Source organism: Thiorhodococcus drewsii AZ1 (assembly GCF_000224065.1).
Classification (GTDB): domain Bacteria; phylum Pseudomonadota; class Gammaproteobacteria; order Chromatiales; family Chromatiaceae; genus Imhoffiella; species Imhoffiella drewsii.
The window spans coordinates 102,526-128,854 of record NZ_AFWT01000013.1 but is presented as its reverse complement, the minus strand read 5'-3'; the positions used below and the strand labels follow the sequence as shown (position 1 = coordinate 128,854).

27 protein-coding genes are annotated in these 26,329 nt (G+C 61.6%); 6 read left to right on the top strand and 21 right to left on the bottom strand.

From position 1 onward, the window contains the following. Positions 1-38: 38 nt before the first annotated feature. From THIDRDRAFT_RS10925 to THIDRDRAFT_RS10855, 15 genes are all read right to left on the bottom strand, one after another. Positions 39-635: a hypothetical protein gene (locus THIDRDRAFT_RS10925; RefSeq protein WP_007040898.1), complete on the bottom strand. Its 597-nt coding sequence runs from the start codon at positions 633-635 to the stop codon at positions 39-41. Beyond that, the gene (gene gspM / locus THIDRDRAFT_RS10920) at positions 632-1,243 is read right to left on the bottom strand and encodes a type II secretion system protein GspM (protein WP_007040897.1); all 612 of its coding nucleotides are present in this window, start codon (positions 1,241-1,243) and stop codon (positions 632-634) included. Before gspM ends, THIDRDRAFT_RS10925 begins: the two co-directional genes overlap by 4 nt. Beyond that, entirely contained in the window at positions 1,240-2,349 is a 1,110-nt protein-coding gene (locus THIDRDRAFT_RS10915; protein WP_007040896.1) for a PilN domain-containing protein, read from the bottom strand. The genes gspM and THIDRDRAFT_RS10915 overlap by 4 nt, the downstream gene beginning before the upstream one ends. 146 nt (positions 2,350-2,495) lie before the next feature. Further along, positions 2,496-3,422 (bottom strand): type II secretion system minor pseudopilin, encoded by a 927-nt coding sequence (locus THIDRDRAFT_RS10910; protein ID WP_007040895.1) that lies wholly within the window; start codon positions 3,420-3,422, stop codon positions 2,496-2,498. A 1-nt stretch (position 3,423) separates the two neighbouring features. Further along, positions 3,424-4,128, bottom strand: coding sequence for a prepilin-type N-terminal cleavage/methylation domain-containing protein (locus THIDRDRAFT_RS10905; protein ID WP_007040894.1), 705 nt, complete (start codon positions 4,126-4,128; stop codon positions 3,424-3,426). A 1-nt stretch (position 4,129) separates the two neighbouring features. Continuing rightward, a complete protein-coding gene (locus THIDRDRAFT_RS10900; RefSeq protein WP_040844572.1) occupies positions 4,130-4,522 on the bottom strand; it encodes a type IV pilus modification PilV family protein in 393 nt (130 codons plus the stop codon). Beyond that, entirely contained in the window at positions 4,519-4,971 is a 453-nt protein-coding gene (locus tag THIDRDRAFT_RS10895; protein ID WP_007040892.1) for a GspH/FimT family pseudopilin, read from the bottom strand. Before THIDRDRAFT_RS10895 ends, THIDRDRAFT_RS10900 begins: the two co-directional genes overlap by 4 nt. 21 nt (positions 4,972-4,992) lie before the next feature. Next, entirely contained in the window at positions 4,993-5,421 is a 429-nt protein-coding gene (gene gspG, locus THIDRDRAFT_RS10890) for a type II secretion system major pseudopilin GspG (RefSeq protein ID WP_007040891.1), read from the bottom strand. 81 nt (positions 5,422-5,502) lie between these two features. Continuing rightward, positions 5,503-6,711, bottom strand: a complete 1,209-nt coding sequence (locus THIDRDRAFT_RS10885) for a type II secretion system F family protein (protein WP_007040890.1) — start codon at positions 6,709-6,711, stop codon at positions 5,503-5,505. A 60-nt stretch (positions 6,712-6,771) separates the two neighbouring features. Further along, positions 6,772-8,604, bottom strand: a complete 1,833-nt coding sequence (gene gspE, locus THIDRDRAFT_RS10880) for a type II secretion system ATPase GspE (RefSeq protein WP_007040889.1) — start codon at positions 8,602-8,604, stop codon at positions 6,772-6,774. Between the two features lie 13 nt (positions 8,605-8,617). Then, positions 8,618-10,510 carry a polysaccharide biosynthesis protein gene (locus THIDRDRAFT_RS10875; RefSeq protein WP_007040888.1) on the bottom strand — a complete coding sequence of 631 codons (1,893 nt, stop codon included), beginning with the start codon at positions 10,508-10,510 and terminating at the stop codon, positions 8,618-8,620. Further along, positions 10,507-11,553: an MraY family glycosyltransferase gene (locus THIDRDRAFT_RS10870; protein ID WP_007040887.1), complete on the bottom strand. Its 1,047-nt coding sequence runs from the start codon at positions 11,551-11,553 to the stop codon at positions 10,507-10,509. The genes THIDRDRAFT_RS10875 and THIDRDRAFT_RS10870 overlap by 4 nt, the downstream gene beginning before the upstream one ends. Before the next feature lie 65 nt (positions 11,554-11,618). Further along, the gene (locus tag THIDRDRAFT_RS10865; protein WP_007040886.1) at positions 11,619-12,173 is read right to left on the bottom strand and encodes a DJ-1 family glyoxalase III; all 555 of its coding nucleotides are present in this window, start codon (positions 12,171-12,173) and stop codon (positions 11,619-11,621) included. A gap of 94 nt (positions 12,174-12,267) precedes the next feature. Beyond that, positions 12,268-13,599: a S41 family peptidase gene (locus THIDRDRAFT_RS10860; protein ID WP_245535824.1), complete on the bottom strand. Its 1,332-nt coding sequence runs from the start codon at positions 13,597-13,599 to the stop codon at positions 12,268-12,270. A gap of 178 nt (positions 13,600-13,777) precedes the next feature. Continuing rightward, the gene (locus tag THIDRDRAFT_RS10855) at positions 13,778-14,926 is read right to left on the bottom strand and encodes a murein hydrolase activator EnvC family protein (RefSeq protein WP_245535823.1); all 1,149 of its coding nucleotides are present in this window, start codon (positions 14,924-14,926) and stop codon (positions 13,778-13,780) included. Positions 14,927-15,255: 329 nt separating this feature from the next. Between THIDRDRAFT_RS10855 and THIDRDRAFT_RS10850 the strand changes: the two genes are divergently transcribed. The 4 genes from THIDRDRAFT_RS10850 (at position 15,256) to THIDRDRAFT_RS10835 (ending at position 17,767) form a co-directional block, all read left to right on the top strand. Continuing rightward, on the top strand, positions 15,256-15,558 hold the full coding sequence (locus tag THIDRDRAFT_RS10850; protein WP_007040883.1) for an ArsR/SmtB family transcription factor: 303 nt from the start codon (positions 15,256-15,258) through the stop codon (positions 15,556-15,558). A 190-nt stretch (positions 15,559-15,748) separates the two neighbouring features. Then, positions 15,749-16,180: a rhodanese-like domain-containing protein gene (locus THIDRDRAFT_RS10845; RefSeq protein ID WP_007040882.1), complete on the top strand. Its 432-nt coding sequence runs from the start codon at positions 15,749-15,751 to the stop codon at positions 16,178-16,180. Positions 16,181-16,259: 79 nt separating this feature from the next. Continuing rightward, the gene (gene secB / locus THIDRDRAFT_RS10840) at positions 16,260-16,742 is read left to right on the top strand and encodes a protein-export chaperone SecB (RefSeq protein WP_007040881.1); all 483 of its coding nucleotides are present in this window, start codon (positions 16,260-16,262) and stop codon (positions 16,740-16,742) included. A gap of 14 nt (positions 16,743-16,756) precedes the next feature. Beyond that, positions 16,757-17,767 carry an NAD(P)H-dependent glycerol-3-phosphate dehydrogenase gene (locus THIDRDRAFT_RS10835; protein ID WP_007040880.1) on the top strand — a complete coding sequence of 337 codons (1,011 nt, stop codon included), beginning with the start codon at positions 16,757-16,759 and terminating at the stop codon, positions 17,765-17,767. 21 nt (positions 17,768-17,788) lie between these two features. On the opposite strand, the gene THIDRDRAFT_RS10830 is transcribed toward THIDRDRAFT_RS10835, so the two are convergent. Then, on the bottom strand, positions 17,789-18,277 hold the full coding sequence (locus THIDRDRAFT_RS10830; protein WP_007040879.1) for a tRNA (cytidine(34)-2'-O)-methyltransferase: 489 nt from the start codon (positions 18,275-18,277) through the stop codon (positions 17,789-17,791). 137 nt (positions 18,278-18,414) lie between these two features. Here THIDRDRAFT_RS10830 and THIDRDRAFT_RS10825 point away from each other — a divergent pair, with 137 nt between their 5' ends. Further along, positions 18,415-18,639 carry a hypothetical protein gene (locus THIDRDRAFT_RS10825; RefSeq protein ID WP_007040878.1) on the top strand — a complete coding sequence of 75 codons (225 nt, stop codon included), beginning with the start codon at positions 18,415-18,417 and terminating at the stop codon, positions 18,637-18,639. Between the two features lie 67 nt (positions 18,640-18,706). Here the strand turns inward: THIDRDRAFT_RS10825 and THIDRDRAFT_RS10820 are convergent, their stop codons facing one another. From THIDRDRAFT_RS10820 to THIDRDRAFT_RS10800, 5 genes are all read right to left on the bottom strand, one after another. After that, on the bottom strand, positions 18,707-19,114 hold the full coding sequence (locus THIDRDRAFT_RS10820) for a hypothetical protein (RefSeq protein ID WP_007040877.1): 408 nt from the start codon (positions 19,112-19,114) through the stop codon (positions 18,707-18,709). A 39-nt stretch (positions 19,115-19,153) separates the two neighbouring features. After that, entirely contained in the window at positions 19,154-20,587 is a 1,434-nt protein-coding gene (ntrC, locus tag THIDRDRAFT_RS10815) for a nitrogen regulation protein NR(I) (protein WP_007040876.1), read from the bottom strand. Continuing rightward, positions 20,580-21,662, bottom strand: a complete 1,083-nt coding sequence (glnL, locus tag THIDRDRAFT_RS10810) for a nitrogen regulation protein NR(II) (protein WP_007040875.1) — start codon at positions 21,660-21,662, stop codon at positions 20,580-20,582. The genes ntrC and glnL overlap by 8 nt, the downstream gene beginning before the upstream one ends. Positions 21,663-22,031: 369 nt before the next feature. Then, a complete protein-coding gene (gene glnA / locus THIDRDRAFT_RS10805) occupies positions 22,032-23,435 on the bottom strand; it encodes a glutamate--ammonia ligase (protein WP_007040874.1) in 1,404 nt (467 codons plus the stop codon). Between the two features lie 492 nt (positions 23,436-23,927). Beyond that, positions 23,928-25,082, bottom strand: a complete 1,155-nt coding sequence (locus tag THIDRDRAFT_RS10800; protein ID WP_050984690.1) for a cation diffusion facilitator family transporter — start codon at positions 25,080-25,082, stop codon at positions 23,928-23,930. 341 nt (positions 25,083-25,423) lie between these two features. Between THIDRDRAFT_RS10800 and glyQ the strand changes: the two genes are divergently transcribed. Then, a complete protein-coding gene (gene glyQ, locus THIDRDRAFT_RS10790) occupies positions 25,424-26,329 on the top strand; it encodes a glycine--tRNA ligase subunit alpha (RefSeq protein ID WP_007040872.1) in 906 nt (301 codons plus the stop codon).

The following is a 26,329-nucleotide window of genomic DNA, read 5'->3' as shown; positions in this document are numbered from 1 at the left end:
GCCTCGATTGATACGGTGCGTGAACGACGACCGACAGATCATCTACGGAGATTTGGAGCAGCACGCTTCCTCGTCTTAATGGGAGAGGGACGCTGCTTGGAGGGAACGCGCGCGGGCGCCGTCGGCGACGCCTTGGAATAATCGCGCAATCTTAGCGCATGCTCTTCACCCTGTCGCTCCATGAGCACCCGATCCTCCTGGATCTGCTGCACCGACCAGCCCGAATACTCATCGCCGATCCGTAGACGAACGAGCTTGGGCTGTGCGGGATCGCGAATCCATGCCGATACGAGTGCGGGGCTGATGAGCACTGCGGTCAGATCGACTGTATCGAGCTCAACGGCATTGTCGGGCGTTGAGGGCTCATCGGGCACGTCCTCTTCCGGTGGAAGGGGGCGACGATCAGGACGAAACAGCGGGCGTTCCAAGACGTTGGCATAGGTGTCCTTGTCCTCCAATGACTTGAGCTTTTCCAGCGGGTTGGGTTGGGAAGGGTCCGTGCTGCTGGGTTGCGCGGGCTGGCTCGATCCATCCCCGACCTTGGCGACCGGGGCTGTAGGAGGCCAGGATTTCCACTGCAACGCCAGGACTGCGAGCAGCAGGAAGAGCAGGATACCTGGAATCAGCTTGGTCAAGATTCGCCCCCCAGTGTGAACCCGAAGAGATCCAATCTCACCGTCAGCTCGTCGCGATTCATCGGCGGACGGCGCACGGGCCGACCCGGTCGGTTCCGATTCACGACGATCGGTCGGGCCGAGGATCGGATCGACAGACGTTCGACGAAGAGGAAGGGACGCGCCTGTTCGATCTGATAGAGAATGGACAGGAGCGCGTCCGTGGAGCCCCGAATCTGGGTGCGAACGCTGATCCTGGCCGGGGTCGATGCCCGTTCTTCGTTCAGCAGTTGCGTGCTGATCAAACGTCCCTGGGCCGTGTTGACGATATCCTGCACCAGTGATTGCAACTGGGCACCCGCCAGGGACTGCGTCGGCGCGTTGAAATAGAAGGCCTTGTAGCTGTCGTTGTTGCGCACCCGTTGGAGTTCGGCTTCCAGTGCCGGACGCGAGTCCAGAAGTCGCTGATAGCGCACCAGCTGGTCCTCCGTGCCGGAGATGCGCCGATTCAGGTCCGCGTTCTTGCTCAACCAGGGAATCAGCGTCCCACCGAGTAGAGTCAGCACCAAGACGGCTGCAGCACCCCATGCGAACAGACAGAATGTCTTGGGCTTGGAGATCAGGCTCATTGCTCCTTCTCCCCCGGTCCGGTGAATTTGAAGGTGATGTAGAAACGCTCCTTCCCCGTGCGCGCAACCTGGGTCACCGGGGATTTGAAGGAGACGCTATCGATGTCGGGGAGCTGTTCCAGAACGGCGATCAGTGCGGTGGCCTGTCCGGACTCGCCTCGGATATCCACCTGTCCATCGTTGAACTCGAGATTTTGGATCCAGGTATCGTCCGGCAAACTGTCCGTGAGTTCGCGCAGCAGATCCAGGATCGGTATCTGGTCGATTTTACGTTTCAGCACCTCCGTGCTTCCTGCGCGTGCCTTCTCCAGCTCTTGGCGCAACTCATCCACCGCAACGGCCTGGCTTCGAGCGCGCTTGAGGTCCGCTTCCAGACCCTCGAGAATCCGCGACTTCTGCCAGATGGGTGTCGCCATCGCGGCCAGGAACGTGAGGACGATCAGGATCCAGAGCGCCAAACCGGCACTGAGATGCAGTCGGCGACGTCGTGGTCTTTGATCGTGCGGAAGCAGGTTGGCGCGCGGCCAGGCCTCGATCCAATGGATCTTGTCGACGGCGACACCCAGTTCGGAGAATCGCTGGATCCAGGGTTCCACCAGGCTGCGTCTGCAGATCGCCAACTCCAGCGACACCCGGTCGGTTCGTCTGGGGTTCCCCTGAGGCTGAAAGTCGAACATGACGTCCTTGGCCTGAAAGGGCGACAGACGATCCATTTCGTAGCCGATGACCTGGTAGAGATTGGTTCTGACCTGAGCCGGGAAGGACAGGGGTCTCAGCAGGATGGCCGCTTTCGGCAGCACGAGTTCGATCCGAATCGATGGGTCCCTGGCGAGCTCGGTGAAGACCACGGGGAGCGTCGCCGGTCCGTTTAACGCAACCTCACCCAGCGGGTCGCGCTGCGGGCCGGCGATCAGGATCAGGCGCGCGAACTCACCATCGACCTCGATCAGCAGACGCCGATGACGGCGTGCCAGTGCGTTCCGAGCGGCACTCGGAAGACACTCCAAGAGGCGCTCGCCGAGATCCTCCGAAAAGGCGTTCGGCAGGGGAGCGCCCGTTCGGGAGAAGCCGCCAACGAGCTGATTCAGGCGATCTGTGAGGGCCATGTCGAGGGTTGCAATCCAGTGGCCGTGGTGGCCGGTGGTGATCCTGAAGGGGTTAGTCTGAACGAGTGCCTGGTCCGGAAGAAGGAAAACGGACGATATTCAACCGACCGTGCTCAGTGTAAATCGGAGGCCGCATCCTAGGCCAGCTAGCCATCATCCGATGGAACGACGATCGGCGCCGAATGGGCGACTCCGTAACGTCGCCAATCGACGAAATAGGGGGGATCCTGACCAGGATCGAGTTCGAACACCGCCTCCATGGCATGGCCGCGTCCATCTCCCGCGCCATCCTCGACCCGGATGCGGTACACCGGACCTCCGCGATTGCGAGTGGTCGGTGTCGTGGCCCCGGGCACCGTTGATTGGTCGCGCTCGGCGACATCCTCGATGGCCTCTTCGAGCGAGATTCCTTGCAAGGTCGCCAAAACTATCGGCGAGGCGAATGCCTCGTCGACCGCCCCATTGGCGGTGACGGTCAACTCCGGGGCCAACCTGCGGTAGATCGCCTCCGTCATGCCCATGACCTGGCGCAGCTCCTCTACCGAATCGAAGGGCGCATCCTTGGCGCCGAGCGGCAGTCCGGCATTTTCGTAGTCATCGTCTTCCGCACCGTTGAGTTGGACCAGATCGTCTGCGTCCCGCCAGTCGACGATCGCGGCCGCAATCGAGGTTGCCTCTTCTTCCGGAACCCCGACTACCTCCATGAGCGAGCGCAGCAGATCCGGCTGGGCATCGTTCAGGTTGATACGCGAGGACTCGTTCGACACGCGAAGGATCAGCATCTGGCCATCGAAATTCCAGGATTTGGGAGCCTCGTTCGGTAGCCAAACGCTGGAGCTGTCCTGCTGGTCTTCCGTCTCGGTGCTCGACGGCCGAGACATGAAGGATAGGGCCGCATAGGCGATTGCGGCGTCGGCAAGCGCGCGGAAGCGCGCGGTGGCGACGGCGTTTTCGGTCAGTGCGGTTTCGGTGCGCTGGGTCGCTGTCATGCCGAGCGCCATGATGGTGAGCAGGGTCAGCACCCACATGACGAGCATCAGGGCGATTCCGCGCTGTCGGTCGGGTCTCTTCATGTCATCGCCGTCCTGGAACCGTGACATAGAGGTCCGGCCAGGTTTGGGAATGGGTCCAGAGCCGTATGCGGATCAGAGTCGGCCATTGTGTCTGTTTGAGCCAATCCTCATGCCACTGCGGCTCGCTATCGCCGTCAGCGAGCCCGAAATAAGAGATCGTGAGCACATCGACGTCTTCGAGCAGCTGAGTCCGTCCAAAAGCCCCGCCGGCGGTGTCCATATCGGAAGGGAAGCCATCGAGCGACATGCCTCGGCCGCTTTGCAGTGGCTCCCAGGGCGGATAGTCGTCTCCCCCCTCAAGAACCTTCGGGTGGTACAGCCAGCGGGTGAGTACCAGATTTCGCTTGGATCCCTTGTCTTCGAGCGAGAGACGCAGGACGTAGAGCCCGGGAATGCCGACATGATCGGACAGCGGGGCCACGAATTCGATCCGCTCCGCGTCGCCGTTGAAGAGCAGGATGGGCTCGGAGTCGAAGGTGGTCGAGATAATCCGCATCTGGCCGAGCGTCCGTGCCAGGAAGCCGTGGGCCAGACGGAGATCGCCGGTGCGCAGCGCCACGGCGTCCACCGCCTCCCAAGCGCGCGATCCGAGACGCAGACCGGAGAAGAGCAGCAGTGTGATAAGGCCGATGATGGCGAGCGCGATGAGCAGTTCGACCAGGGTGAAACCGTTTGACCGCAATCGAGCCGAGTCGATGGCGCGCATGTCAGAGCTTCTCGCCGAGACGCAGGGTCGAGAGCGTCAGATGACGCGCGCGTCCGGCGTCGTTCCAGAGGACGGTCGCATTGACGCGATAGGGCGTGGCGGGCGGATCGAGAAAGGCGTCCTCGTTGAATTCGACGCGCACGATGGTGACCTCCCAGTCGAATCCATCCTCCGAGCGGTCCGAGGTCGCGCCCTCGGTCAGCGGGATATCGATTCCCACGTCCTGCAGCAGCGACTCGGCGAGCGAGGCCGCCTGACTGTATTGCGACGTGGTGACGGCGGTCAGAGTCGAACGCGAGAAGATCTGCATCAGAACGCCGAGCGAGATGGCCAGGATGGCGAAAGCCACCAGCACCTCCAACAGCGAGAAGCCGCGCTGAGCGCGCATCCTCATTTCGCCTCCCAGGGCGCCAACTGGATCCGTCCGGTGAGCCAGGTCACCCCGACCTGATAGCCGTGATCCTCATGCAGGATGAGGATCCGGCCGCCGGTCGAGCTGCCGTCCGGAAAGAAGCGAATCACCCCGTGCTGGTCGTCCAGCATCTCGCTGCTGGCGGCCTCCAACCGGATCGAGAGCCGCTTGGGCAGGACCAGGCTGCGGTATCCCTGAAGATCGAGCCGATGATTTTCCAGATCGACGAGCAAGGCGGCATCCGTCCCCTGACGGATGGCCGTCTCTCTTGCAAGCCGCAGGGTCGCCGCAGTCCGCCGGGCAGCGGATTTCATTTCGAGACCCGGCATGGCGGCGGAGAAGAGCGATGGAACCGCAGTCATCATGAGGGCCGCGATGGCCATTACGACCAGCAGTTCGACCAGGGTGAAACCGCGGTTGGACCAGCGCACGTCAGGGTATCCAGATGACCATCATTCCCAACTCTTGACGTCGGCGTTCTCGCCCTCGCCGCCCTCGCGGTTGTCCGCGCCGAGCGACCAGATATCGAAGCTGCCGTGCTCGCCCGGGAAACGGTACTGGAACTCGGTGCCCCAGGGATCCTTGGGCACCTCGCCCTTCTTCAGATAGGGGCCGTTCCAGTTGGACATGTTGCCCGGATTCTCGACCAGGGCCTTCAGTCCCTCTGACTCGGTCGGATAGCGACCCAGCTCCAGACGGTAGAGATCGAGCGTCGAGGACAGATCGTCGATCTGCAGCTTAGCGGTCTTGGTTTTCGAGGTGCCAAGGAATTTCATGACCTGTGGACCGACCAGACCGGCCAGCAGACCCAGGATGGCCAATACGACGAGCAGTTCGACCAGAGTGAAACCTTTCGCGCGACGAGAGTGGTTGGAGCGCATCTTATTGCCTCGATATCCGTTGATTTTGGGCCGGCATTTTAGGGTGCCGGCCGTCGGTGGCCAAGCGATGGGACGATTGGATCAGAAGACCAGATCGTTCGCCCCGAGGATGGCCATGAGAATGGAAATGATGATGCCAGCGACGATGACGCCGAGACCGATGATGAGTATTGGCTCCAGCAGCGTCAGCATGCTTTGGACGCTGTTCCGGCTTTCCCGGTCGTAGATGGAGGCCACTTTAGCGAGCATGGCGTCCAGGCTACCCGATTCCTCCCCGACGCGGATCATCTGTAGGGCTAGATCAGGGAGTGCCTCCAGCCGTGCGAGCGGACCGGCAAGACCTCGGCCATGCTTGAGTTCCTCGCTCGCCTCGTTGAGGAGACCCAAGAGCTTGCGATTGGAAACCACCTCCTTGGCGAGGGTTAAGGCGTTAAGCAGCGGCAGGCCGTTCTTCAGCAGCGTCGAGAGTGTATGGCACAGCCGCGCCGTCTCCATCTTCCAAACCAGATCGCCGAACATCGGAAGTTTCAGCACCTTGTCGTCGAAGCGGTCGCGGACCCGTGGGTTCTGCAGCCAACGTTCGATGAGCACGGCGATCAAGGCGATCGCGCACAGCATGGCCCACCAGTAGTTGCGAAAGAGGTCTCCGGCCGCCACCACGATCTGGGTCGACAGCGGCAGGGCCGCGCCCATGTCGTCGAACAGGACTGTGAACTGCGGCACCACGAACACCAGCAGCATGATGACCGAGAGTCCGGAGACGAACAGTAGGATGGCCGGATAGACCAGCGCGGAGGTCACGGTCTGACGCAGCTCGGCGACGCGTTCCAGATAGTCGGCGAGACGATCCAACACCTGATCCAGGGCCCCACCGGCCTCTCCGGCCCGGACCATGTTGACATAGAGCTTGGGGAACTGTCCGTCCTGGGCCTCCAGTGCGCTCGAAAAGGTCGCGCCGCCGCGTACCCGCTCCTGCAGATCGTTCAGGACGCGGACGATGTGCGATTCCTGAGTCAGGTCGATCAGGATCTGCAAAGAACGGTCGAGTGTCATCCCGGCCTCCAGCAGGGTTGCCAGCTCGCGCGTGATGATCCCGGTTTCCTTCTGACTGAGTCGACGGCGACGGGTTCGACCGAAACGCGCCCGAAGTCCTCGGTTGGTGCGGGTCTCGATGGGGATCAGCCCCTGTCCCTGGAGTTGGCGGATCAGGGTTGCCTCGTCGGCGACCTCGACCTCGCCCTCGACGGCCTCTCCGTCGAGTTTCACGGCCTTATAGAAAAACTTCGGCATCCCGCGTCTCTGGTGATGGGTGGCAACCGGGCAGGTGTGTTTCGACGATCATCCTCATCATCAATTGCCCTCGGCCACGCGCAATACCTCTTCGATGGTGGTTCGGCCGTCGAGCGCCTTGCGCAATCCGTCCTGATACATGCTCACCATGCCCTCGGTCATGGCGATCTGGCGGATCTCTGTCGCGGTGGCATGGGCCAGCACGGCCTTGCGGATGCGATCCGACATGGTCAGCACCTCGGTGATGACCAACCGACCGTGGTAGCCCGTACCGTTGCAGGCATCGCAGCCGACCGCGCGGAACAGCTCCAGAGGCTCGGAATCGCTGTGCAGGTGCCCGAAGCGCTCGGCCAGCTCGGGGACCGCTGGGTAGGGCGCGCGACAGTGCGGACACAGACGGCGAACCAGGCGCTGCGCCAGGATGCCGTTGATGGTGGAGGTGAGCAGATAATCCTCGACGCCCATGTCGAGCAGACGCGTGACCCCGCTGGCGGCGTCGTTGGTATGCAGCGTGGAGAGCACGATGTGACCGGTCAGCGCGGATTGGACCGCGATGCGAGCCGTCTCCAGGTCGCGCATCTCGCCGACCATGATGATGTCCGGGTCTTGGCGCATGATGGCGCGCAGCGCCCCGGCGAAGGTCATACCGATCGCAGACTTGACCTGGATCTGATTGATGCCGGGCAGCTGGTATTCGACCGGATCCTCGACGGTGATGATCTTGCGCGCCTCGGTATTGAGCCGGCTGAGCGCGGTGTAGAGCGTGGTGCTCTTGCCCGAGCCGGTCGGCCCGGTGACGAGGAGAATGCCGTAGGGACGCTCCAGGATTTCGGCGAGACTCTGGCGTGGCGGGCCATCGAAACCGAGCGCGTCCAGGTCGAAGCGGACGTTTTCCTTGTCGAGCAGACGCATCACCACGCTCTCGCCGAACATGGTAGGGACGGTCGAGACACGCAGGTCGAGGTCCTTGCCCTGGATGCGGATCGGGATGCGTCCATCCTGGGGCAGGCGACGCTCGGCGATGTTGAGCTTGGCCATGATCTTGACGCGCGAGATCACGGCGGCAGTGGAACGTACCGGCGGGGCGTCGACCTCGTTGAGGATGCCGTCGACCCGGTAGCGCACCTTCAAGACATCGGCGAACGGCTCGACGTGGATGTCCGAGGCGCGCGATTCCACCGCCTTCTGGATCAATTGGTTGACCATACGGATCACCGGCGCCTCGCTGGCCAGATCCTTGAGGTGCTCGATATCTTCCTCGTCGAAATCGCCGAACTCGGATTCGGTCTCTGCCGGTTCCTCCTCAATCTTTTCGTAGAGCTGCTCGATCGCCGACTCGATCTCGGTCGGCAGCCCCACCAGCGGAGAGACCGCCTTTCCGGCAGCCATGCCGATCGCGGCCAGGGCGTAGTCGTCGAGCGGATTGGCGATGGCGATTCGGATGGCGTCGTCATCCTCGTTCAGCGGCAGGATCCGGGCGTCCTTGAGGAAGCGCAGCGAGAAGAGATCCTCGCGCACGGGCTCGCTCGGAAAGCCGCTCGACTCGACGAGCGGGATGCCGAGAATTTCCGAAATCGCGCGCGCCATGTCACGCTCCGAGATCAGACCCAGACGCACCAACATGGGGACGAGCGGATCGCCGGCGTCATCGGCCAGACGGCGAGCGCGTCCGAGATCCCCTGCCGTGATCTTGCTCTGAGCCTGGAGGTGGGCGAGCACACGGGCCTCGGCGGATCGCAGATCGTCCCCGGCCGAACCCGCTTGGGGGTCGTCGATGTCCTCCATCGTCCGTTCGGGCGATTCCTGTATCGCCTCGTCCGGTTTGTCGCGGAGGCCCCGAATGACTGGGGTGTCTTCGCTCAGAAGAGCATCTTGGGCGGGATTGGTATCCATGTTCGATCTTGGATCAGGCGTCTTCTGTGGTGAGTCCGGCGGATTGGATCGGTGGACTTTTGGGGTCCGGCTCCTTCGACCAGCAAGGTAGCAAGCGGTTCAAGGCGATGAGCATCGCCTCATGGTCGAATAGGTCGGCTGCGGTCCGCAAGGTGTCCAGTCCCTCGGTGAGTTCGGTACCCGAGGGGCCATCCGTGTGCCGCGCGGCGCGGATCTTGGGGTGACGCGTGGGGACCAGCTCCTCCGAGGCGTAGAAGAGCTCTTCGTAGAGCTTCTCGCCTGGGCGCAGGCCGACGTAGTGGATTTGGACGTCCAGATCGGGCTCGCGTCCCGAGAGCCGGATCATTTGTTCGGCAAGATAACGGATCTTGATGGGCTCGCCCATGTCCAGCACGAAGATCTCGCCGCCGTCGCCGATCACGGCCGACTGCATGATGAGCTGGCAGGCCTCCGGAATGGTCATGAAGAAACGCTCGATGTCCGGATGGGTGACCGTGACGGGGCCGCCCTGCTCGATCTGGCGCCGGAACAGGGGGACGACGCTGCCGGCCGAGCCCAGGACATTGCCGAAGCGCACCGTGATGAAGCGGCATTCGGAACCTCCGTCCAGTGCCTGGCAGATGGACTCCGCGATCCGTTTGCTCGCCCCCATGACGTTGGCTGGATTAACCGCCTTGTCGGTCGAGATGAGGACGAAGCGCTCGCAGCCATGGGCCGCTGCGGCCTCGGCGACGACTTGGGTCCCCATCACGTTGTTGCGGATCGCGGCCCGTAGCTGATTCTCCAACAGCGGAACATGCTTGTAGGCCGCCGCGTGGAAGACGGTGGCTGGACGCTCGGACTCGAACAGGTGGCGAATCGCTTGGGCGTCGGTCACGTCGAGCAGGTGGCGGGAGAATTCAAGATCGGGGTGCGTCTCCAGCAGCTCCATTTCGATGCGATAGAGATTGAATTCCCCATTGTCGATCAGGATCAGTCGGGCCGGATCGCTGCGGGCGATCTGGCGCACCAGTTCGGAGCCGATCGAACCGCCGGCACCCGTGATGAGGATCCGTTTGCCGGCCAGGCCTACGCGGATTTCGGGCCAATCGAGCCGGACGGGATCGCGTCCTAGCAGGTCCTCGATCGAGACCGGCCTCAACTGGCTCATGTCGAGCTGCCCGTTCATGAGCGCGCGCAGCTGAGGCAGGATGCGAAAGGGTAGACCGGTCTGTTCGCAGAGCTCGACCAGGCGGCGCATCTCGAGAGCCGTCGCGTTAGGCAGGGCCAACATCAGTAGATCGATGCCCTCTTCGCGAACGATTTCAGGGATCTTCGACGTCGAGCCGAGCACTGGCAATCCCTGGACCTCGCTGCCCTGACGGCGCAACTTGTCGTCGACGAAACCGACCGGGAAATAGGCGCGATACGGATCGCGCATCATATCCCGGGCGAGCATGTCGCCGTCGCGCCCGGCCCCGATGATGAGCACCCGCTGACCGGAGGACAGATTGAGCCGATGATCTTTCATCCATCGGTAAATCAGCCTTGGGCCTGCCAGCATCATGAGTTGCAGCCCGAAATAAATGGCTGGGACCGAGCGCGGGATATGGGTGGATCGGTCCACCAGGAAGAGCGTGACCACGACCAGCAGGGTGCCGGCCGACACCGCCTTGGTGATACGAACCAGGTCCGGAAGCGATGCGAAGCGCCACACCCCCCGATAGAGACCGAAGATCCAGCACATGGATCCCTGGATCAGCAAGACCCAGGGCAAGGAATGCCATGCGCTGGTGATGAACTCGGGCGGAATTTGGTCCAGATTGAACCTCAGCCAATAGGCGAGGAACCAGGCGACCGGAATGCTGATGAAGTCGTGAGTGAAGGCGGCGGTGCGCGAGCGCAGCCGATCGACGAGTGGATTCATGGCCGATCCAGTGCCGAACCAGGGACGCTGGATCGCACCCGGAGATGGATGAGTAGGTAGATGACGGCCCAGGCCACGATCAGCATCCATTGCTCTCGTTCGGCGAGTCTGGGAGAGGCGACCGCGCAGGCGGCCGAGGCGGCCATCAGCACGTAGGCGCGCAATAGGGTCCTGCGATGGGTCCAGCCGGACAGGACGAGGCGCTGATAATGATGCGAGCGATGCGGCTCCCAAATGCGCTCGCGGCGCCAGGCACGTGCCAACAGGGTCCAGGTCGCATCGACGATGAATGGCGAGAAAGCCAGCCAGGCGGTCCAGATCGGAAAGAGCGCGAGCTGGACGCCCCACAACGATAGACCCGCAGCCAGCAGACCGAGACTCGAGGATCCGACGTCGCCGAGGAAGATGGAGGCGGGAGGAAAGTTCAGGATCCCGAATCCGGCCGCCGCACCCGCGACGCAGAAGGCGACGAGTGCGAACTGCGGCTCTCCGCCGATCAACCCCAGGATACCGAACGCCGAAAACCCGAAGACCGCCATGCCGGCGGCAAGCCCATCCATGCCATCCATGAAGTTGTAAAGGTTGATCATCCAGACCAGATACAGCAGGGTCGCCGGGACTGTGATCCAGATGGACCAAAAGATCCGCGTCCCTGGCAGATCCAGATGACTCCACCCCATTCCGGCGAGCAGCACAAGGACGGCCGCCAGCAGATGAACGACCAGCCGTCCGGCCGCCGGGACCTCGCCCAGGTCGTCGAGAAAGGACACGCCCGCGACCATGAGCAGGGCACCGCCCAGCCAAAGAAGCTCAGGCGCGATCGGCTCCCAGAGGCCCAATGCCAGAAGCGGAATGACCAACCCGAGGAGCAGGGCTAATCCTCCGGTTCGCGGAACCGGACGCACATGCAATGAACGCGCGTTTGGATGGTCCATGGGACCACGCCGTGCGGCCTGGTCCGAACAAAGCCAGCGGGTCGCGGTCAGGCTCGACAGCAGCGAAATCGCGGACGCGGCGATCAATATCCAGGGTGATGCGATCATGGCGTCGGATCTGCGTTTCCGGCCGCCGACAGGGGGGCGGTCATGATGGATTCACGCCGCTCATCTCAGGTGTTTCGAGACAGGTCGCGCTCGACGCTGTCGCGCGTGGCGCGCCCTTGCAGAATTTCGACGAGCTGAAGTGCGAAATCCATGGCGGTCCCCGGTCCGCGACTGGTCACCACCTTGCCGTCGACCTCCACGGGTGCATCGGTCAGCCGGGTTCCCGGCACGTCGTCGGCCACCAAGGCCCCGGGGTAGGCGGTTGCGGTCTTGCCTTCGAGCAATCCCGTAGCGGCGAACACGCGAGGCGCCGCGCAGATGGCGGCGACGTAGCGGTCCTGGGCCTGCTGGCGGCGCAACAGGTCGCTCACCCGAGCATCCTCCTGAAGGTGGGTCGCGCCGGGAAGTCCGCCCGGCAAAACGATCATGTCGAAGTCCTGATCCAGAACGGCGTCTAGGCTGGTGTCCGCGATCAGAACGGTTCCTCGGCTGGCCGTCACCGGCTCATCGGTCAGTCCTGCGGTAACGACCTCCACCTCGGCGCGACGCAGTAGATCGATGATGGTCACGGCTTCGAGTTCTTCGCATCCCTGAGCGAGCGGAACGAGTACCTTTGGCATCAGAGGTCTCCAAATGAATCGAAATGAATGAGTTAACGGCTGTCGGATTGGCCGACCGACGCGCTCTGAAATCCGCGTCAGCCGTCCGCACGGATCAGTCGGTTTTCGAGTGTCCGAGGATGGTCAACCCCTTGAGCACGTTGAGCGCCTCGGAGAGCTGGAAGTCGTCGATCGCAAGGGGCTTGGGTTGCTCCTCCCCGGATTTCGCCTCATCCGGCTTTTCTTCCTCGAGGTGACGCATCAGATCGGCCTCCTTGACGGGTTTCAGCGTGGCGTTTTCGATCGGCTTGAACTCGCCTGGCTGGAGAACGATGTCCGGTTCGATACCCTGCGCCTGGATGGAGCGTCCGGACGGGGTGTAGTAGCGCGCGGTCGTCAGCTTGAGCGCAGTGCTGTCGTCAATGGGAACGATCGTCTGCACCGAGCCCTTGCCGAAGGTTCGGGTGCCCATGATGATGGCCCGTTTTTGGTCCTGCAACGCGCCGGCGACGATCTCCGAGGCCGAAGCGCTGCCGCCGTTCACCAGCACCACGAGGGGTGCGCCGTCGAGGACGTCATCCGGTCCGGCATCGAACTGCATCTTGCTGTTCTTCACCCGCCCCTGGGTGTAGACGATGAGCCCCTCGGTCAGGAAGGCGTCGCTGACGCCGACCGCGCCACTCAGTACGCCGCCCGGATTGTTGCGAAGGTCGAGGATCAGCCCCTTGAGCGGTCCCTCGTTGGACTTCACCAGCGCGGTCAGGGCCTTCTGCATGTCATCAGAGGTATGCGCCTGGAAGTTGGTCAGGCGAACATAGCCATATCCCGGCTCCAGCATGCGACTCTTCACGCTCTCGACCTGGATAATCGCTCGCTCGATGCTGACGTCGAACGGAGACTGATTGGTCCCGCGCATGATGGTCAGTTGGATCTTGGTGCCCGGCTTGCCGCGCATCAGTTTGACCGCCTCGTCGAGGCCCAGTCCCTTGATCGGCTTGTCGTCGATGCGGATGATCATGTCTCCCGCCTGCAGACCCGCGCGCTGTGCTGGCGTGTCGTCGATCGGGGCGATCACTTTGACGAATCCATTTTCCAGCCCGACCTCGATTCCAAGCCCTCCGAACTCGCCGGTCGTTCCGACCTGGAGATCTCGGTAGGCGTCGGCGTCGAGATAGGACGAATGGGGGTCGAGCCCGGACAGCATGCCTCGAATCGCGCTCTCGATCAGCGTTTTGTCATCGACCGGTTCGACATAATCGTCCTTGATGCGGCCGAAGACGTCCGCGAAGGAGCGCAGCGCTTCGAGCGGCAGATCGGCATCCGATTGAGACTTGGCAGGCGTGGATTCCTCGGCATGGGAGAGGGGCAGCCCGACCAACAGGAAGGCTGCGAAACAGAGGCGTTGGGCAAAATGACGACGCATCATGATGTTCTGGAGTCTGTGCATGGGCTGTGGATATGAGGCGAGTTCGCAGTCCCGGTACCATCCCGGATGGACCGATCGGCTGCGACACATCGAGATGGTGGCGAAGGATCGCATGTTTTCAATCGCCTCGACAGTGCGTGGTAGGTTTCGCCTTGGACCCTGATTGGGGACAAATGTCCCCGCGCCTCGACGTCCGTGATCAGCTATGGGTTCCGGAGCCGGTGCACCATTGTGCCGGGTCCTGCGGCTTCCCCTGACGGCGGATGGCGAAATAGAGTACCGCTTTGCTCCGGCCCCCGCTGTTTCCTCCCAAGGCGATGATGTCACCGCCGGAGACCCACTCGCCCACCTCGCGCATCAACGCCTCGTTGTGGCCGTAGAGTGTCATGAAACCATCTCCATGGTCGATGACCAGCAATAGGCCAAAACCCCGCAGCCAATCGGCATAGACGACGCGCCCGCCGCTGACCGCGCGAACCTCTTCGCCCTCCCGAGCCGCGAGCAGAACGCCGTCCCAAGCGACCTCGGAGTCCTCCTTGCGGCTGCCGAAGGAGGCGACGATTCGGCCTTCGAGCAGCGGCCAGGGCAGTCTGCCCTTGCGCTTCGCGAAGGGCTCGCGGCGAATGTCCAGCTCGGCCCGGATCTGGGCGCGTTGACGCAGATGCTCGATCAGGCGTTTGAGCGACTCGGCATCCTTCTTGAGCGTCTCCAAGGTTTCGGAGCGGCTGGCAATGGTCGCTTCCAGTTGTTTCAGGACCCTGGCGCGTTCTTGTTTGGCGACCTCCAGTCGCTGACGAGTCGCCTCCTGGCTCTTGGCGAGCTTGGCGAGCCGCTTGGCCTCCTCCTCTGCGTCCCGAGCCAGTCGGGCAAGACGGTCGGCCGATTCCTGTACGGCCTGGATGCGCTTCATGCGCTCGCGGTTGAAATAGGCGAAATAGGACATGACGCGACTGGCTTCGGCCGGATCCTGCTGATTGAGCAAAAGCCTCAAGCGATCGGCGCGTCCCATGACGTAGGCGGTGCGCACGAGCTCGGCCAGCAGGACCAATTGCTCGTCGAGGGCCTGGCGCTCCTCCGCTTGGCGTGCCCGCAGCTCGGCTGCGATCCGAGTGTGCTCGGCGACGAGACGCTGGAGCTCGCGATTCGCTAGGGCGAGTTCGGCGACGTTGCGCTCACGGGCCTCCAGCTCCAGAATCATGGCGCGTCGATCCTCTCGACGACTGATCAAGTCCTTGCCGATGGACTCCACTTTGCGTTCGATATCCATCAGATTTCGCTGACGTGCCTCCAGGCTCGGATCGCGGTCCTCCGCAAAGGTTGCCGAGCAGACACACAGAGAGACGGCCAAGATGAGGAGTCGTCGCGGGAACTGGACAGCACATCGCGGATGGAAGAAGCGATTCTGGCCTGAGGGGCGTCGCAGCCGGGCTTGGGTCCTGCGTCGGGAATCGGCGGCATTGCGCATCGCGATAAGCTCCAGATCTTCTGCGCTCGATGGATCCTCGTTGATACTTGGATCGTGCCAGAGTCAAGCCCCGACGCGAACGCTTTCGCGGGCGAGCGGAAAAAAGTTTATTATTGTATGGTGATAAGTCGATCAGATGCGATTCAATGGGTAATGACGTGAACCATCCTCCACGCCCGATTTTGAACCTTTCGGCAACGGACAGCGAGGCGATGGATTTGTTTGCGGACGACGCCGACATCGAGCGAGCCTCGCGGTCGCTCAAGGCGATGTCGCATCCGTTGCGACTGAAAATCCTCTGCACCTTGGGCGATCAGGAGATCAGCGTCCAGGAAATCGTGGGACACGTTGGGACGTCACAGAGCAACATCTCTCAGCATCTGGCCATTCTGCGCGACAAAGGCATCCTGGCATCGCGAAAGGACGCCAATCGCGTCTACTATCGCGTGAGCGACGGTCGAACGCTACGCCTGATCGGGATGATGCGTGAGGTCTTCTGTCATCACACGCGCTAGATTTCCCCGCTTGCGCCGTCGCGGCGGGGTGACGCCCGTTCTCGCGGTCCTTATACTTCAGCGCCTTTAGAATACGCTCGGCCTTGCGTATCACCGGGGGACGTGGACGCGAGCGCGATTTTCCATCGTGCTCCGTCGCTGCCTTCATCGATGCGGGCCGCTAAGCTACCTGTAACGAGACAGCATCAACATGGCGCTATTGAATCAGCTCATTGAATTCGTCGGAAATCATTGGTTTCTCTTTGTGGCGTTGGTCGTGATCGCCGGGCTGCTGATCTACAATCTGATCGTCGGCAGCAAGGGATCCGTAGGTCCCCTGCAGGCCACCGAGATGATGAATCACAAGGACGCGGTCGTCATCGACGTGCGTCCCGCTGCCGATTTCGCCCAGGGCCACGTCATCAACGCCATCAACATCCCGATGAACGGGTTCAAGAACCAGATGGCCACCCTGACCAAATACAAGGGTCGCCCCATCATCGTGAACTGCCGGTCCGGGTCTCAATCCTCGGTTGCCTGCGGTCAGCTTCGCAAGGCGGGTTTCCAGGAGGTCTACAACCTCCAGGGCGGCATCATGGCGTGGGAGACAGCGAGTCTGCCCCTGACCAAGAAGAAGCGTTGACGACGGTCCGCCTCGGACATTTCCTCGCCCTCGATTTCACCGGAAACATCTACTCTCACAGAAACCAGGACATCGAAACATGGCAGAAAACGAACAGCCATCCGCAGAGCGTCAGTTTTCCGTTCAGCGCATCTACACCAAGGACGTCTCCTTCGAGTCTCCGAACGCTCCCCAGGTCTTTCGTGGCGAGTGGAATCCGAAGCATGAGATGAATCTCAATACCAAGGTCAATCCGCTCGATAACAACATCTTCGAGGTGGTGCTGTCCGTGACGGTCAATGCGAAGGTCGATGACAAGGTCGCCTTCGTCGTCGAGGTGCAGCAGGCCGGTATCTTCAGCGCCAACGGTTTCTCCGAGGAAGAAATGGGACCGCTGCTCGGCGCCTATTGCCCAACCCTGCTCTTCCCCTATGCACGTGAAGTGGTGACGGATCTGGTCGTGAAGGGCAGCTATCCGCAGCTGGTCCTTCAGCATGTGAACTTCGACCTGCTCTACGCTCAGCATCAGAAGCAGGCTGCGGAGCAGGGCCAGGCCGGCGGCGCTCAGCCGAGCCACCATTGAACGAAGGGGGCGGCGTGAACGGCTCGACGAAGGCGACAGTCGCGCTGCTGGGGCCAGGTTCCTGGGGAACCGCCCTGGCTCTCCAACTCTGCCGCAACGGCCATCGGGTCCGTTTGTGGGGACATGAGACCGCTCAGATCGAAGCCATCCGGCGTGACGGCGAGAATCGGCAGTTCCTACCGGGCTTTCCTCTGCCCCCGGATCTGATTCCAACCGATTCGCTCGACGAAGCGCTCTCGGATGCGACCGATTGTCTGGTCGTGGTTCCCAGCCTGGCCTTCGAGTCGGTCGCCTCGACCCTCGCCGAGCGGTTACCTCAGGATATGGGAGTCGCTTGGGCGACCAAGGGGCTGGATTCGCGCTCCGGCCAGTTGCTGCATACAATCGCCCGAGCCTGCCTCGGTGATCGCCCGGTTGCCGTCGCGTCCGGTCCCAGCTTCGCGCTGGAGGTCGCGCGTGGTCTGCCCACGGCCATCACGGTCGCCTCCTCGTCCGAAACCTTTGCCGAGCGGATCGCCTTACTGCTTCACGGCGAGCGCTTCCGTGCCTATACGAGCTCGGACATGGTCGGTGTCGAAATGTGCGGTGCCGCCAAGAACGTGCTCGCCATCGCGACCGGTATTGCCGACGGACTTGGCTTTGGCGCCAACACCCGGGCGGCGATCATCACGCGCGGGCTCGCCGAACTCATTCGGGTTGGAACGGCGCTCGGCGGCCAGACCGAAACCTTCATGGGGCTCGCCGGAATCGGCGATCTGGTCCTGACCTGCACCGATAACCAATCGCGCAATCGGCGCATGGGTTTGGCCCTCGCGAGCGGCAAGGGGATCGAGCAGGCGAAGTCCGAGATCGGTCAGGAGGTCGAGGGAGTCGTGACCGCGCTGGCCATTCATCGACTCTCGGAGCGGCTCGGCATCGAGATGCCGATCAGCGAGCAGGTCTACCGGGTTCTCTACGATGGGATCTCGCCGGAACAGGCCACCAAGGCGCTGCTGGAACGCGACCCGAAACCCGAGTTCGGCTGAGATCGGATCCGTGACGCTCGATCAGGGCGTCACGCGCTCCGGACGTCGCCCCGCCCCCTCGAACCCAAGCTGACGCCAGGCCTCGAACAAGATCACCGCGACCGAGTTCGAGAGGTTCAGGCTTCTGTTGTCCGGACGCATCGGGATATAGAGCCGCTGGTCGCCAGCAATCCCCTCAAGAATCTCGCTGGGTAGACCCCGCGTCTCGGGTCCGAACAGAAAGGCATCTCCCTCCCGATAGGTCGGCTCCGTATGGGCGACCGTCCCTCGCGTCGTTGCGGCGAAGATGCGCGACGGACCGATCTGTTCGAGACAGACGTCGAGCGAGTCATGCAGCCGCACATCCGCCCATTCGCGATAATCCAATCCCGCCCTGCGCAGCAGTCGATCGTCGAGCGAAAAACCGAGCGGTCGAGTCAGGTGCAGACGGGCTCCGACATTGACGCTCAAACGCATGATGTTGCCGGTATTGGGCGGAATTTCCGGCTGGTAGAGGATGATATCGAACATGGGATGCAGGGACGGGCTCGTTCGGGATGCGATGTCTTTGAGTTGACTGTTTTTCCGAGTCCCATGATATATTAAAAAATCCGTATCTACCGAAACTGCCTTGCATCTTCGGTTTATTCATGATGGGGGACACATCCATGACCGATATCGCGGCGCTGAAACAAGAAAAGCAAGAACTGATCGATAAAATGCTCGAAATGCAGAAGAAATTTATCGATTTCGAGCACGAGAACGGCGTCTCAGGAAAGGACTACTGGGCATCGACCGATGGGTTGCTGGCGGACTACCGTCAGGAGTATCAGGAGATGGCCACTCGGGTCGTGGATCTCGCCCATGAGATCGTCGGCTCCGCCCGCTTCTAAGCGAGGTGAGCGAAACGAAGAACCCGCGCCGAGGCGCGGGTTCTTCGTTATCGGAATGGGGATCGGGTCATGCGCTCCCGGCCGAGCGGAGATGCTCGATGTATTTGGGTGTCTCGCGCATTAGGAGACGAACAGCGGTTCCTGTTGCGACGAGACGGGATTCGCGACCAGAAAAGCCGAGTTCGCATCGAACGTGACCACGGCTATCGAGCGGAATGGGGATCATGTCTCGGTAGGTATAGATGTTCTCCTCGATATCCCCTCCGGAGCAGACCAGGGGACAATCGGGAATGTCTCCCTCTAGTACGGCCCCATCGATCATCAGGCTTCCAGCCTGCCACCAACGTGTCCGCTCGTTCGAGCCCGTCATCGTTTTGATCAGATAGGCACGCGAGAATTCGATGGTCAACAGACCCTCTCGACAATCGATCGCTGCGATCTCCGAACCCTTCAGCTCGATGCTGATGTTATCCAATAGCGGTCTCCAGAAAGTGCCAGCCCACCGTGCTGGACATCAGTGTTCGTTCGGGAGTGTCTCGGACGTCTCGTTGTCCGTATCCAGCCCCAGTTCCTTGATCTTGCGTGTCAGGGTGTTGCGCCCCCATCCGAGCAAGCGTGCGGCCTCCTGGCGCCGTCCACCGGTATGCTCCAGTGCGGTCTGAATGAGGACCTGTTCGAAGGCGGGCAATGCTGTATCTAGGATATTCTCCCGGCCTTGCTTGAGACTCTGTCTCGCCCAACGTCGAAAGACGCTCTCCCAGGATTCGTCCGCCACCTGGTTGGGAAAGGAGGCGTTGAGCTCTGGCGGCAGATCCTCGGAATGGATGTGCTTGCTCGATGCCATGACCGTCACCCAGCGAGCCGTATTCTCCAACTGACGCACGTTCCCCGGCCAGTCCAATCGCTTGAGATGCTCGATCGCGTCGGCCAGCAGGACCTTGGGCTCGCAGCTCAACTCCTGTGCGGCCTGGGCGAGGAAATGACGCATGAGCAGTGGAACGTCCTCGCGTCGATCGCGTAGCGCGGGAAGATGGATGCGGATCACGTTCAAGCGGTGGAACAGGTCTTCGCGAAAACGGCCCTGTCGAACCAAATCCTCCAGGTTCTGATGGGTCGCTGCGATGATGCGGACATCGACCTTGATGGGGGCGATACCGCCGACACGATAGAATTCGCCATCGGCGAGTACGCGCAGTAGGCGCGTCTGAAGTTCGGCGGGCATGTCGCCGATCTCGTCGAGGAACAGCGTGCCTCCATCGGCCTGCTCGAAACGTCCCTCTCGACGCGCCTGGGCGCCGGTGAAGGAGCCGCGTTCGTGACCGAAAAGTTCCGACTCCAGTAGATCGCGCGGGATCGCCGCCATGTTCAGCGCGATGAAGGGGCAATCGCTGCGCGGGCTGTGACGATGCAGCGCATGCGCCACCAACTCTTTGCCCGTGCCGGATTCGCCGTTGATGAGGACCGTGATGTTGGATCGCGCCAAACGTCCGATGGCGCGGAAGACGTCCTGCATCGCGGGCGCCTCGCCGATGATGTCCGGCCCCTTCGGCGCACTGATCTCCTCGGTGCGATCCTCGCGGCCGCGTCTACAGGCCCGTCTGACCTGGGAGACCGCCTCGTCCAGATCGAACGGCTTTGGCAGATATTCGAACGCCCCGCCGTGAAAGGCCGATACGGCGCTGTCCAGATCGGAGTGGGCCGTCATGATGATGACCGGCAGCCCCGGATAGCGGGCGGAGACCTGGCGCAGCAGATCCAGACCATCGACGCCGGGCATACGGATGTCGGTGAGGATGACATCCGGTTGTTCCTGCTGCAGGGCCTCCATGACGCCCACCCCGTTGGAAAAGCAGGTGACGTTTATCTCGGCCTTGCGCATGGCTCGATCCAGCACCCAGCGAATCGAGCGATCGTCATCGATGACCCATACCTTGGGTTCTCTATTCATGGTCGCACTCCAGCGGCAGGTAGACACAAAAGGTCGTCTCTCCAGGGCAACTCTCGCATTCGATGAGCCCACCGTGCTGGTTGATGAGTTCTTGCGCGATGGACAGGCCAAGACCGGTTCCGCCTTGGCGCCCGGAAACCATCGGAAAGAAGATCTGATCGCGAATCTCTTCGGGGATTCCCGGCCCGTTGTCACGCATCTGGGTCAGCAGAACCAGGCGGTGACGCCGGTTGCCGATCGTGAACTGGCGCAGGACGCGGGTTCGGAATTCGACACAACCGTCGAGCCCGGCCGCCGCTGCGGCATTGCGGGCGAGATTGAGGAATGCCTGGATCAGACGGTCCTGGTCGGCCATGAAATCCGGGATGCTCGGGTCATAGTCGCGCAGCATCACGGGGCCACGCGGAAATTCGGCCAGTAGCAGCCCTCGGACGTGCTCGATGACGTCGTGAATGTTGAGCATTCCGCGACGCGGCATGCGATTCGGACCGATCATCCGGTTCATCAGCGCCTGGAGCCGATCCGCCTCTTCGATGATGATCCTGGTGTATTCGCGCAATGCGGGGTCTGGCAACTCCTGTTCGAGTAGTTGAGCCGCTCCACGCAGTCCACCAAGCGGATTCTTGATCTCGTGGGCAAGTCCCTTGATCAGGGCCTGCGCTGCCTGATGCTGGGTCAGCAATTGCTCCTCGCGGGTGATACGGAGTTGGCGGTCCACTTGATAGAGTTCGACCAGCAGCTCATCGCCTGCATCATCATGATGCAGCGGCAGGACGGTGCAGTTCACCGTTTTGGTGCGTCCATCCGCGACCGTGATGTTGATCTCCCGCTCGGTGAAGGGGTGGCGGGAGTTCAGCGCGGCGGTGAGGCGCTCCAAGGCATGGTTTCCAGGACAAGGCAAGAGCACGCCTGCCGTCTGCCCGATCAGATGGCGCGAACTGACCTCAAACAGAATTTCGGTCGCCGGATTGAGATACTGAAGGGTTAAGTCCTTGTCAAACAGCATCACTGCCGTGTTGAGATGATCCAGAATCATCCTCTCAATGGCCGGTCTGACCGTTGGCTGAATCGTCATGAAGCGTAATCCAGATAGGTGTTCGCTGCGTCGCCGTCCTGTGACGCAATCGGTTTCGATCCTGAATCGAAGGCGAATGGCAACGACGAGGTGATTCGATCATGTCTAGGATCGGGATCCTAATCCAGATAAGCAATAAATAGGCCAATTTTTCGACGTGGAGGGTCATCCAAAACGCTGGAGGATCGGGAGTTCTTCCGCGCCCGAATAGCGACGAAACACATCGCTGCGAGGCGGTTATCCGGGGACGCCCGGCACATGCAGACGAACGGAGGGCTTGGAGCAGTTGCCCGTTGGCGATATTACGGGCGGATGTTGGGTGCGTCCATGCACCCGGTCATTCCTAATACGAAATGACGATCGATCCGATCAGAGGCTGTAGTACATGTCGAACTCGACGGGGTGCGTCGTCATCCGCAGCCGGGTCACTTCATCCATCTTCAGCTTAATGTAGCTGTCGATCAGGTCGTCGGAGAAGACGCCGCCAGCGGTCAGGAACTCGCGGTCCTGGTCGAGTGCTTCCAGCGCCATTTCGAGCGAGGAGCACACGGTCGGGATGGCCTTCGCCTCTTCGGGCGGCAGGTCGTAGAGGTCCTTGTCCATCGAGTCGCCGGGATGGATCTTGTTCATGATACCGTCGAGACCCGCCAGCATCATCGCGGAGAACGACAGGTAAGGGTTGCCGGTCGAATCGGGGAAACGCACCTCGATGCGACGGCCCTTGGGGCTGGCGCAGTGCGGGATACGGATCGACGCCGAACGGTTGCGGGCCGAGTAGGCCAGCATGACCGGAGCCTCGAAGCCGGGGACCAGACGCTTGTAGGAATTGGTCGCGGCGTTGGTCAGGGCGTTCAGTGCACGGGCGTGCTTGATGATGCCGCCGATGTAGTAGAGCGCGTTGTCGGACAGACCGGCGTACTTGTCGCCTGCGAAGAGGTTCTGGCCGTCCTTCGACAGGGACTGGTGGACGTGCATGCCGTTGCCGTTGTCGCCGACCAGCGGCTTGGGCATGAAGGTCACTGTCTTGCCATAGGCGTGAGCGACGTTCTGGATGACGTACTTGAGGATCTGGTTCTGGTCGGCGCGGGCCACGAGGGTGTCGAACTTGGTGCCGATTTCACACTGACCTGCGGTCGCCACTTCGTGGTGATGAACCTCGACCCCAACACCCATCTCTTCGAGGGTGAGACACATGGCCGCGCGCAGATCGTTGAGGGAGTCGACCGGGGGAACCGGGAAGTAACCACCCTTGACGCCAGGACGGTGACCCATGTTGCCGTCGGGGAAGACGCGCTCGGAATTCCAACCGGCCTCTTCGGCATCGATCTTATAGAAGGAGCCCGACATATCGGAGCCCCAACGGACGTCGTCAAGGACGAAGAATTCCGGCTCGGGACCGAAATAGGCGGTGTCGGCGATACCGGTGGACTTGAGGTAGGCCTCGGCGCGCTTGGCGACGGAACGCGGATCGCGCTCGTAGCCGATCATGGTATCCGGTTCGAGGATGTCGCAGCGGATGATCAGGGTATTCTCGTCGGAGAAGGGGTCGATGACCGCAGTATCCGCCTCGGGCATGAGCACCATGTCGGATGCCTCGATGCCTTTCCAGCCGGAGATCGACGAACCGTCGAACATCTTGCCGTCCTTGAACATGTCTTCATCGATGACACTGGCGGGCATGGAGACGTGCTGCTCCTTGCCGCGAGTATCCGTGAAGCGAAGGTCGACGAACTTCACTTCGTTGTCTTTGATCATCTTAATGACATCTGTCATTTGGCAGTCTCCGATGCAGTGTTCTCAAAATCTGGTCCGGCAGACGCGATTCTGGACGCCAAGTCCAAGAGACGGGCTCACAGAAGGCATCGCACCCGGCGCCGGAGCGTAACAGGTCGCCGATTGAGTTGCACGAGCCACTATCGAAATCCCTGAAGGAGGCGAACAGAGCCGTCGGCTCTGTTCGCGAGGCAACTCCAGTTTCGACGGTCGACGCACTCAATGGTCTCGCAGGCCGTATGCAATGAATACGCCAAGCATCCGCATTGTCAGGTGACTCGGGTTGACCTCATGGTCCGGCGCTAAACGCATGCGTAACAACGGCCTAATTACATGATTTAATTGGGACATACCTTGCTTCATGTGACGACGCTGCCTGGTTGCGATCCCGGCGGTCTGAGAGGTCGCTAGATGTTGAGACGTATACGAGCCAAAAACCGCACCAATAACGCACATGACAGCAAGATTTTCGCACCAATTTAGTGCGATCAGTCAGCCATAATAGATCCGAACGCGCCCAAAGGCCGTTTCTTGGGCCAAGGCGTTCTGGAGTTCGTCCCTCAAACCGGATGGATCCCAGCCGTTTCTCAGGCAAGCCGAGATCGGTAAGTAGACGTCGATATCGATCTTGCCTCCCAGATAGTGGAAGACGACACGCTCGCGTTCGCAGGCCGCCGGAATCGCCGACCAGGCCGACGCGATGATGGCCAAGGCCTCGGCGCGAAGCGGCAGGAGCGGACCGACCGGGACGGTCTCATCGTCCTCTGGATCGATGTGCACCGTGACGTCCGTGATCTCGGCGATCTGACGCTTCAGGCGTCGTTCCACCAGAACGCTGATCATGTGACCCTCCGAGACACTGACGTAGGGGTCGACCAGGACGTGAACGTCGGCCGACGCCTGTCCGCCGGAGCGCCGGGTTCGCAGCATATGGATGGAGCGCACGCCGCCGACTGAACAGATGGTATCGGTGACGTCCTTCAGGCGAGAGGCCTCCAGTCCGGTGTCGACCAGCTCGTTGGTTGCCTCCCAGCCCAGCTCCCAGGCGATCTTGGCGATCATGACCGCGACGAGGATGGCAGCGATGGCGTCCAGATAGGGAAGGCCGGCCATAGTGCCGAGAACGCCGATGAAGACCACGATCGAGGAGATGGCGTCGGAGCGATGATGCCAGGCATTGGCTCTTAGCAGATCGGACTTGACCTGCTTGGCATAGCCGAGGGTCCACCAATAGAGCCATTCCTTTACGCCGATCGAAAGCAGGCTCACGACCAAGGCGGAGAGCTCTGGGCGAAGAAGCTCGTCTGGCTGGAAGAGTCGCTCGGCGGCATCCCAGCCGATACTGATGGCGACGCCTAACAGCAGGAACCCCAAGGCGAGGGTCGCGACCGTCTCGTAGCGTGCGTGGCCGTAGGGGTGATCGCGATCCGCCTCCTGGCTCGCATGGTGGCCGGCGATGAGAACCAGTAGATCGGAGAGCAGATCGGAGAGCGAATGGATGCCGTCGGCGATGAGCGCCTGTGAATGGCCGAGCTGCCCCACGACCACTTTGAGCACCGACAGAAGAAGATTGGCGATGGCTCCACCCACGGCCGTGCGGGTGACTGCCTGAGTGCGGTCGATTTGGGTTCGGTTTTCCTTGGCCACGGTAGTCGGACGTCGAACGGATGTTGGATCGAGCAGCTCAGTATAGCGGAGCGCGAAGGCCACGCGGTGTATGGGACGAGCCTTTTGGGGTTGGTCAGCCTTGGAGGAACGCCAGACGAGAGACGCTGAAGATTGCGAGGTCCGAGTCGACCCGCGATGTCTCCCCCTGGTCGGTGGCGGACGCACGGCGTTCGACGCCGAGGGGTATCCTATTGACCCCAATGCAATGGAAACCGTTTTCCCCCAGGCTCGCACCGGATTTCCGCCCGGCCGGCACGGACGGATCGGCGACCGAATATACTGCAGGATTTTTCCACATAACCTGGATGAAGGAGACCCCTTTGAATCTAGAATCCGAGGATCTCGGGACCTTTCAAGGTCTCATATTTGCACTGCAACGATACTGGGCCGAGCTGGGCTGCGTCATCGTTCAGCCGTTGGACATGGAGGTCGGAGCCGGCACCTTCCATCCGTCCACCTTTCTGCGTTCAATCGGCCCCGAGCCATGGCGCAGCGCCTACGTTCAACCGTCGCGCCGACCGACCGACGGCCGCTACGGCGAGAACCCAAACCGACTGCAGCACTATTACCAGTTCCAGGTGGTGCTCAAGCCGTCACCGATCGACATCCAGGATCTCTATCTGAGCTCGCTACGTCGGTTGGGACTAGATCCCTCTGTGCACGATATTCGCTTCGTCGAGGACAACTGGGAATCGCCGACACTCGGCGCCTGGGGGTTAGGCTGGGAGGTTTGGCTCAACGGGATGGAGGTGACTCAGTTCACCTACTTCCAGCAGGTCGGCGGTCTGGATTGTCGTCCGGTCACCGGCGAGATCACCTACGGTCTCGAGCGCATCGCCATGTATCTGCAGAACGTGGAGAGCGTCTACGACCTGGTCTGGAGCCGCACGCCCGAGCGCACGGTCACCTATGGCGACGTCTTCCATCAGAACGAGGTCGAGCAGTCGACATACAACTTCGAGCATGCTGATGTCGACGCGCTGTTCGATCTGTTCGATACCTGCGAGCGCGTCAGCACCAGTCTGATCGAGAATGGACTGCCTCTGCCCGCCTACGATCAGGTCCTGAAGGCTTCGCACACTTTCAATCTGTTGGATGCGCGAGGCGCCATCTCAGTCACGGAGCGTCAGCGATTTATCCTTCGGGTGAGGGCGCTGTCTCGGGCGGTCGCACAGGCCTATTACGAAAAACGGGAGGCGCTCGGCTTCCCCATGTTGTCGCAGTGA

Bases quoted from the DNA above. Each gene is read 5' to 3' on its own strand.
- gspM (WP_007040897.1), bottom strand. From the start codon at position 1,243: ATGAGCCTGATCTCCAAGCCCAAGACATTCTGTCTGTTCGCATGGGGT.
- THIDRDRAFT_RS10915 (WP_007040896.1), bottom strand. From the start codon at position 2,349: ATGGCCCTCACAGATCGCCTGAATCAGCTCGTTGGCGGCTTCTCCCGA.
- THIDRDRAFT_RS10910 (WP_007040895.1), bottom strand. From the start codon at position 3,422: ATGAAGAGACCCGACCGACAGCGCGGAATCGCCCTGATGCTCGTCATG.
- THIDRDRAFT_RS10905 (WP_007040894.1), bottom strand. From the start codon at position 4,128: ATGCGCGCCATCGACTCGGCTCGATTGCGGTCAAACGGTTTCACCCTG.
- THIDRDRAFT_RS10900 (WP_040844572.1), bottom strand. From the start codon at position 4,522: ATGAGGATGCGCGCTCAGCGCGGCTTCTCGCTGTTGGAGGTGCTGGTG.
- gspG (WP_007040891.1), bottom strand. From the start codon at position 5,421: ATGCGCTCCAACCACTCTCGTCGCGCGAAAGGTTTCACTCTGGTCGAA.
- THIDRDRAFT_RS10885 (WP_007040890.1), bottom strand. From the start codon at position 6,711: ATGCCGAAGTTTTTCTATAAGGCCGTGAAACTCGACGGAGAGGCCGTC.
- gspE (WP_007040889.1), bottom strand. From the start codon at position 8,604: ATGGATACCAATCCCGCCCAAGATGCTCTTCTGAGCGAAGACACCCCA.
- THIDRDRAFT_RS10875 (WP_007040888.1), bottom strand. From the start codon at position 10,510: ATGAATCCACTCGTCGATCGGCTGCGCTCGCGCACCGCCGCCTTCACT.
- THIDRDRAFT_RS10870 (WP_007040887.1), bottom strand. From the start codon at position 11,553: ATGATCGCATCACCCTGGATATTGATCGCCGCGTCCGCGATTTCGCTG.
- THIDRDRAFT_RS10865 (WP_007040886.1), bottom strand. From the start codon at position 12,173: ATGCCAAAGGTACTCGTTCCGCTCGCTCAGGGATGCGAAGAACTCGAA.
- THIDRDRAFT_RS10860 (WP_245535824.1), bottom strand. From the start codon at position 13,599: ATGCACAGACTCCAGAACATCATGATGCGTCGTCATTTTGCCCAACGC.
- THIDRDRAFT_RS10850 (WP_007040883.1), top strand. From the start codon at position 15,256: ATGGATTTGTTTGCGGACGACGCCGACATCGAGCGAGCCTCGCGGTCG.
- THIDRDRAFT_RS10845 (WP_007040882.1), top strand. From the start codon at position 15,749: ATGGCGCTATTGAATCAGCTCATTGAATTCGTCGGAAATCATTGGTTT.
- secB (WP_007040881.1), top strand. From the start codon at position 16,260: ATGGCAGAAAACGAACAGCCATCCGCAGAGCGTCAGTTTTCCGTTCAG.
- THIDRDRAFT_RS10830 (WP_007040879.1), bottom strand. From the start codon at position 18,277: ATGTTCGATATCATCCTCTACCAGCCGGAAATTCCGCCCAATACCGGC.
- THIDRDRAFT_RS10825 (WP_007040878.1), top strand. From the start codon at position 18,415: ATGACCGATATCGCGGCGCTGAAACAAGAAAAGCAAGAACTGATCGAT.
- ntrC (WP_007040876.1), bottom strand. From the start codon at position 20,587: ATGAATAGAGAACCCAAGGTATGGGTCATCGATGACGATCGCTCGATT.
- glnL (WP_007040875.1), bottom strand. From the start codon at position 21,662: ATGACGATTCAGCCAACGGTCAGACCGGCCATTGAGAGGATGATTCTG.
- glnA (WP_007040874.1), bottom strand. From the start codon at position 23,435: ATGACAGATGTCATTAAGATGATCAAAGACAACGAAGTGAAGTTCGTC.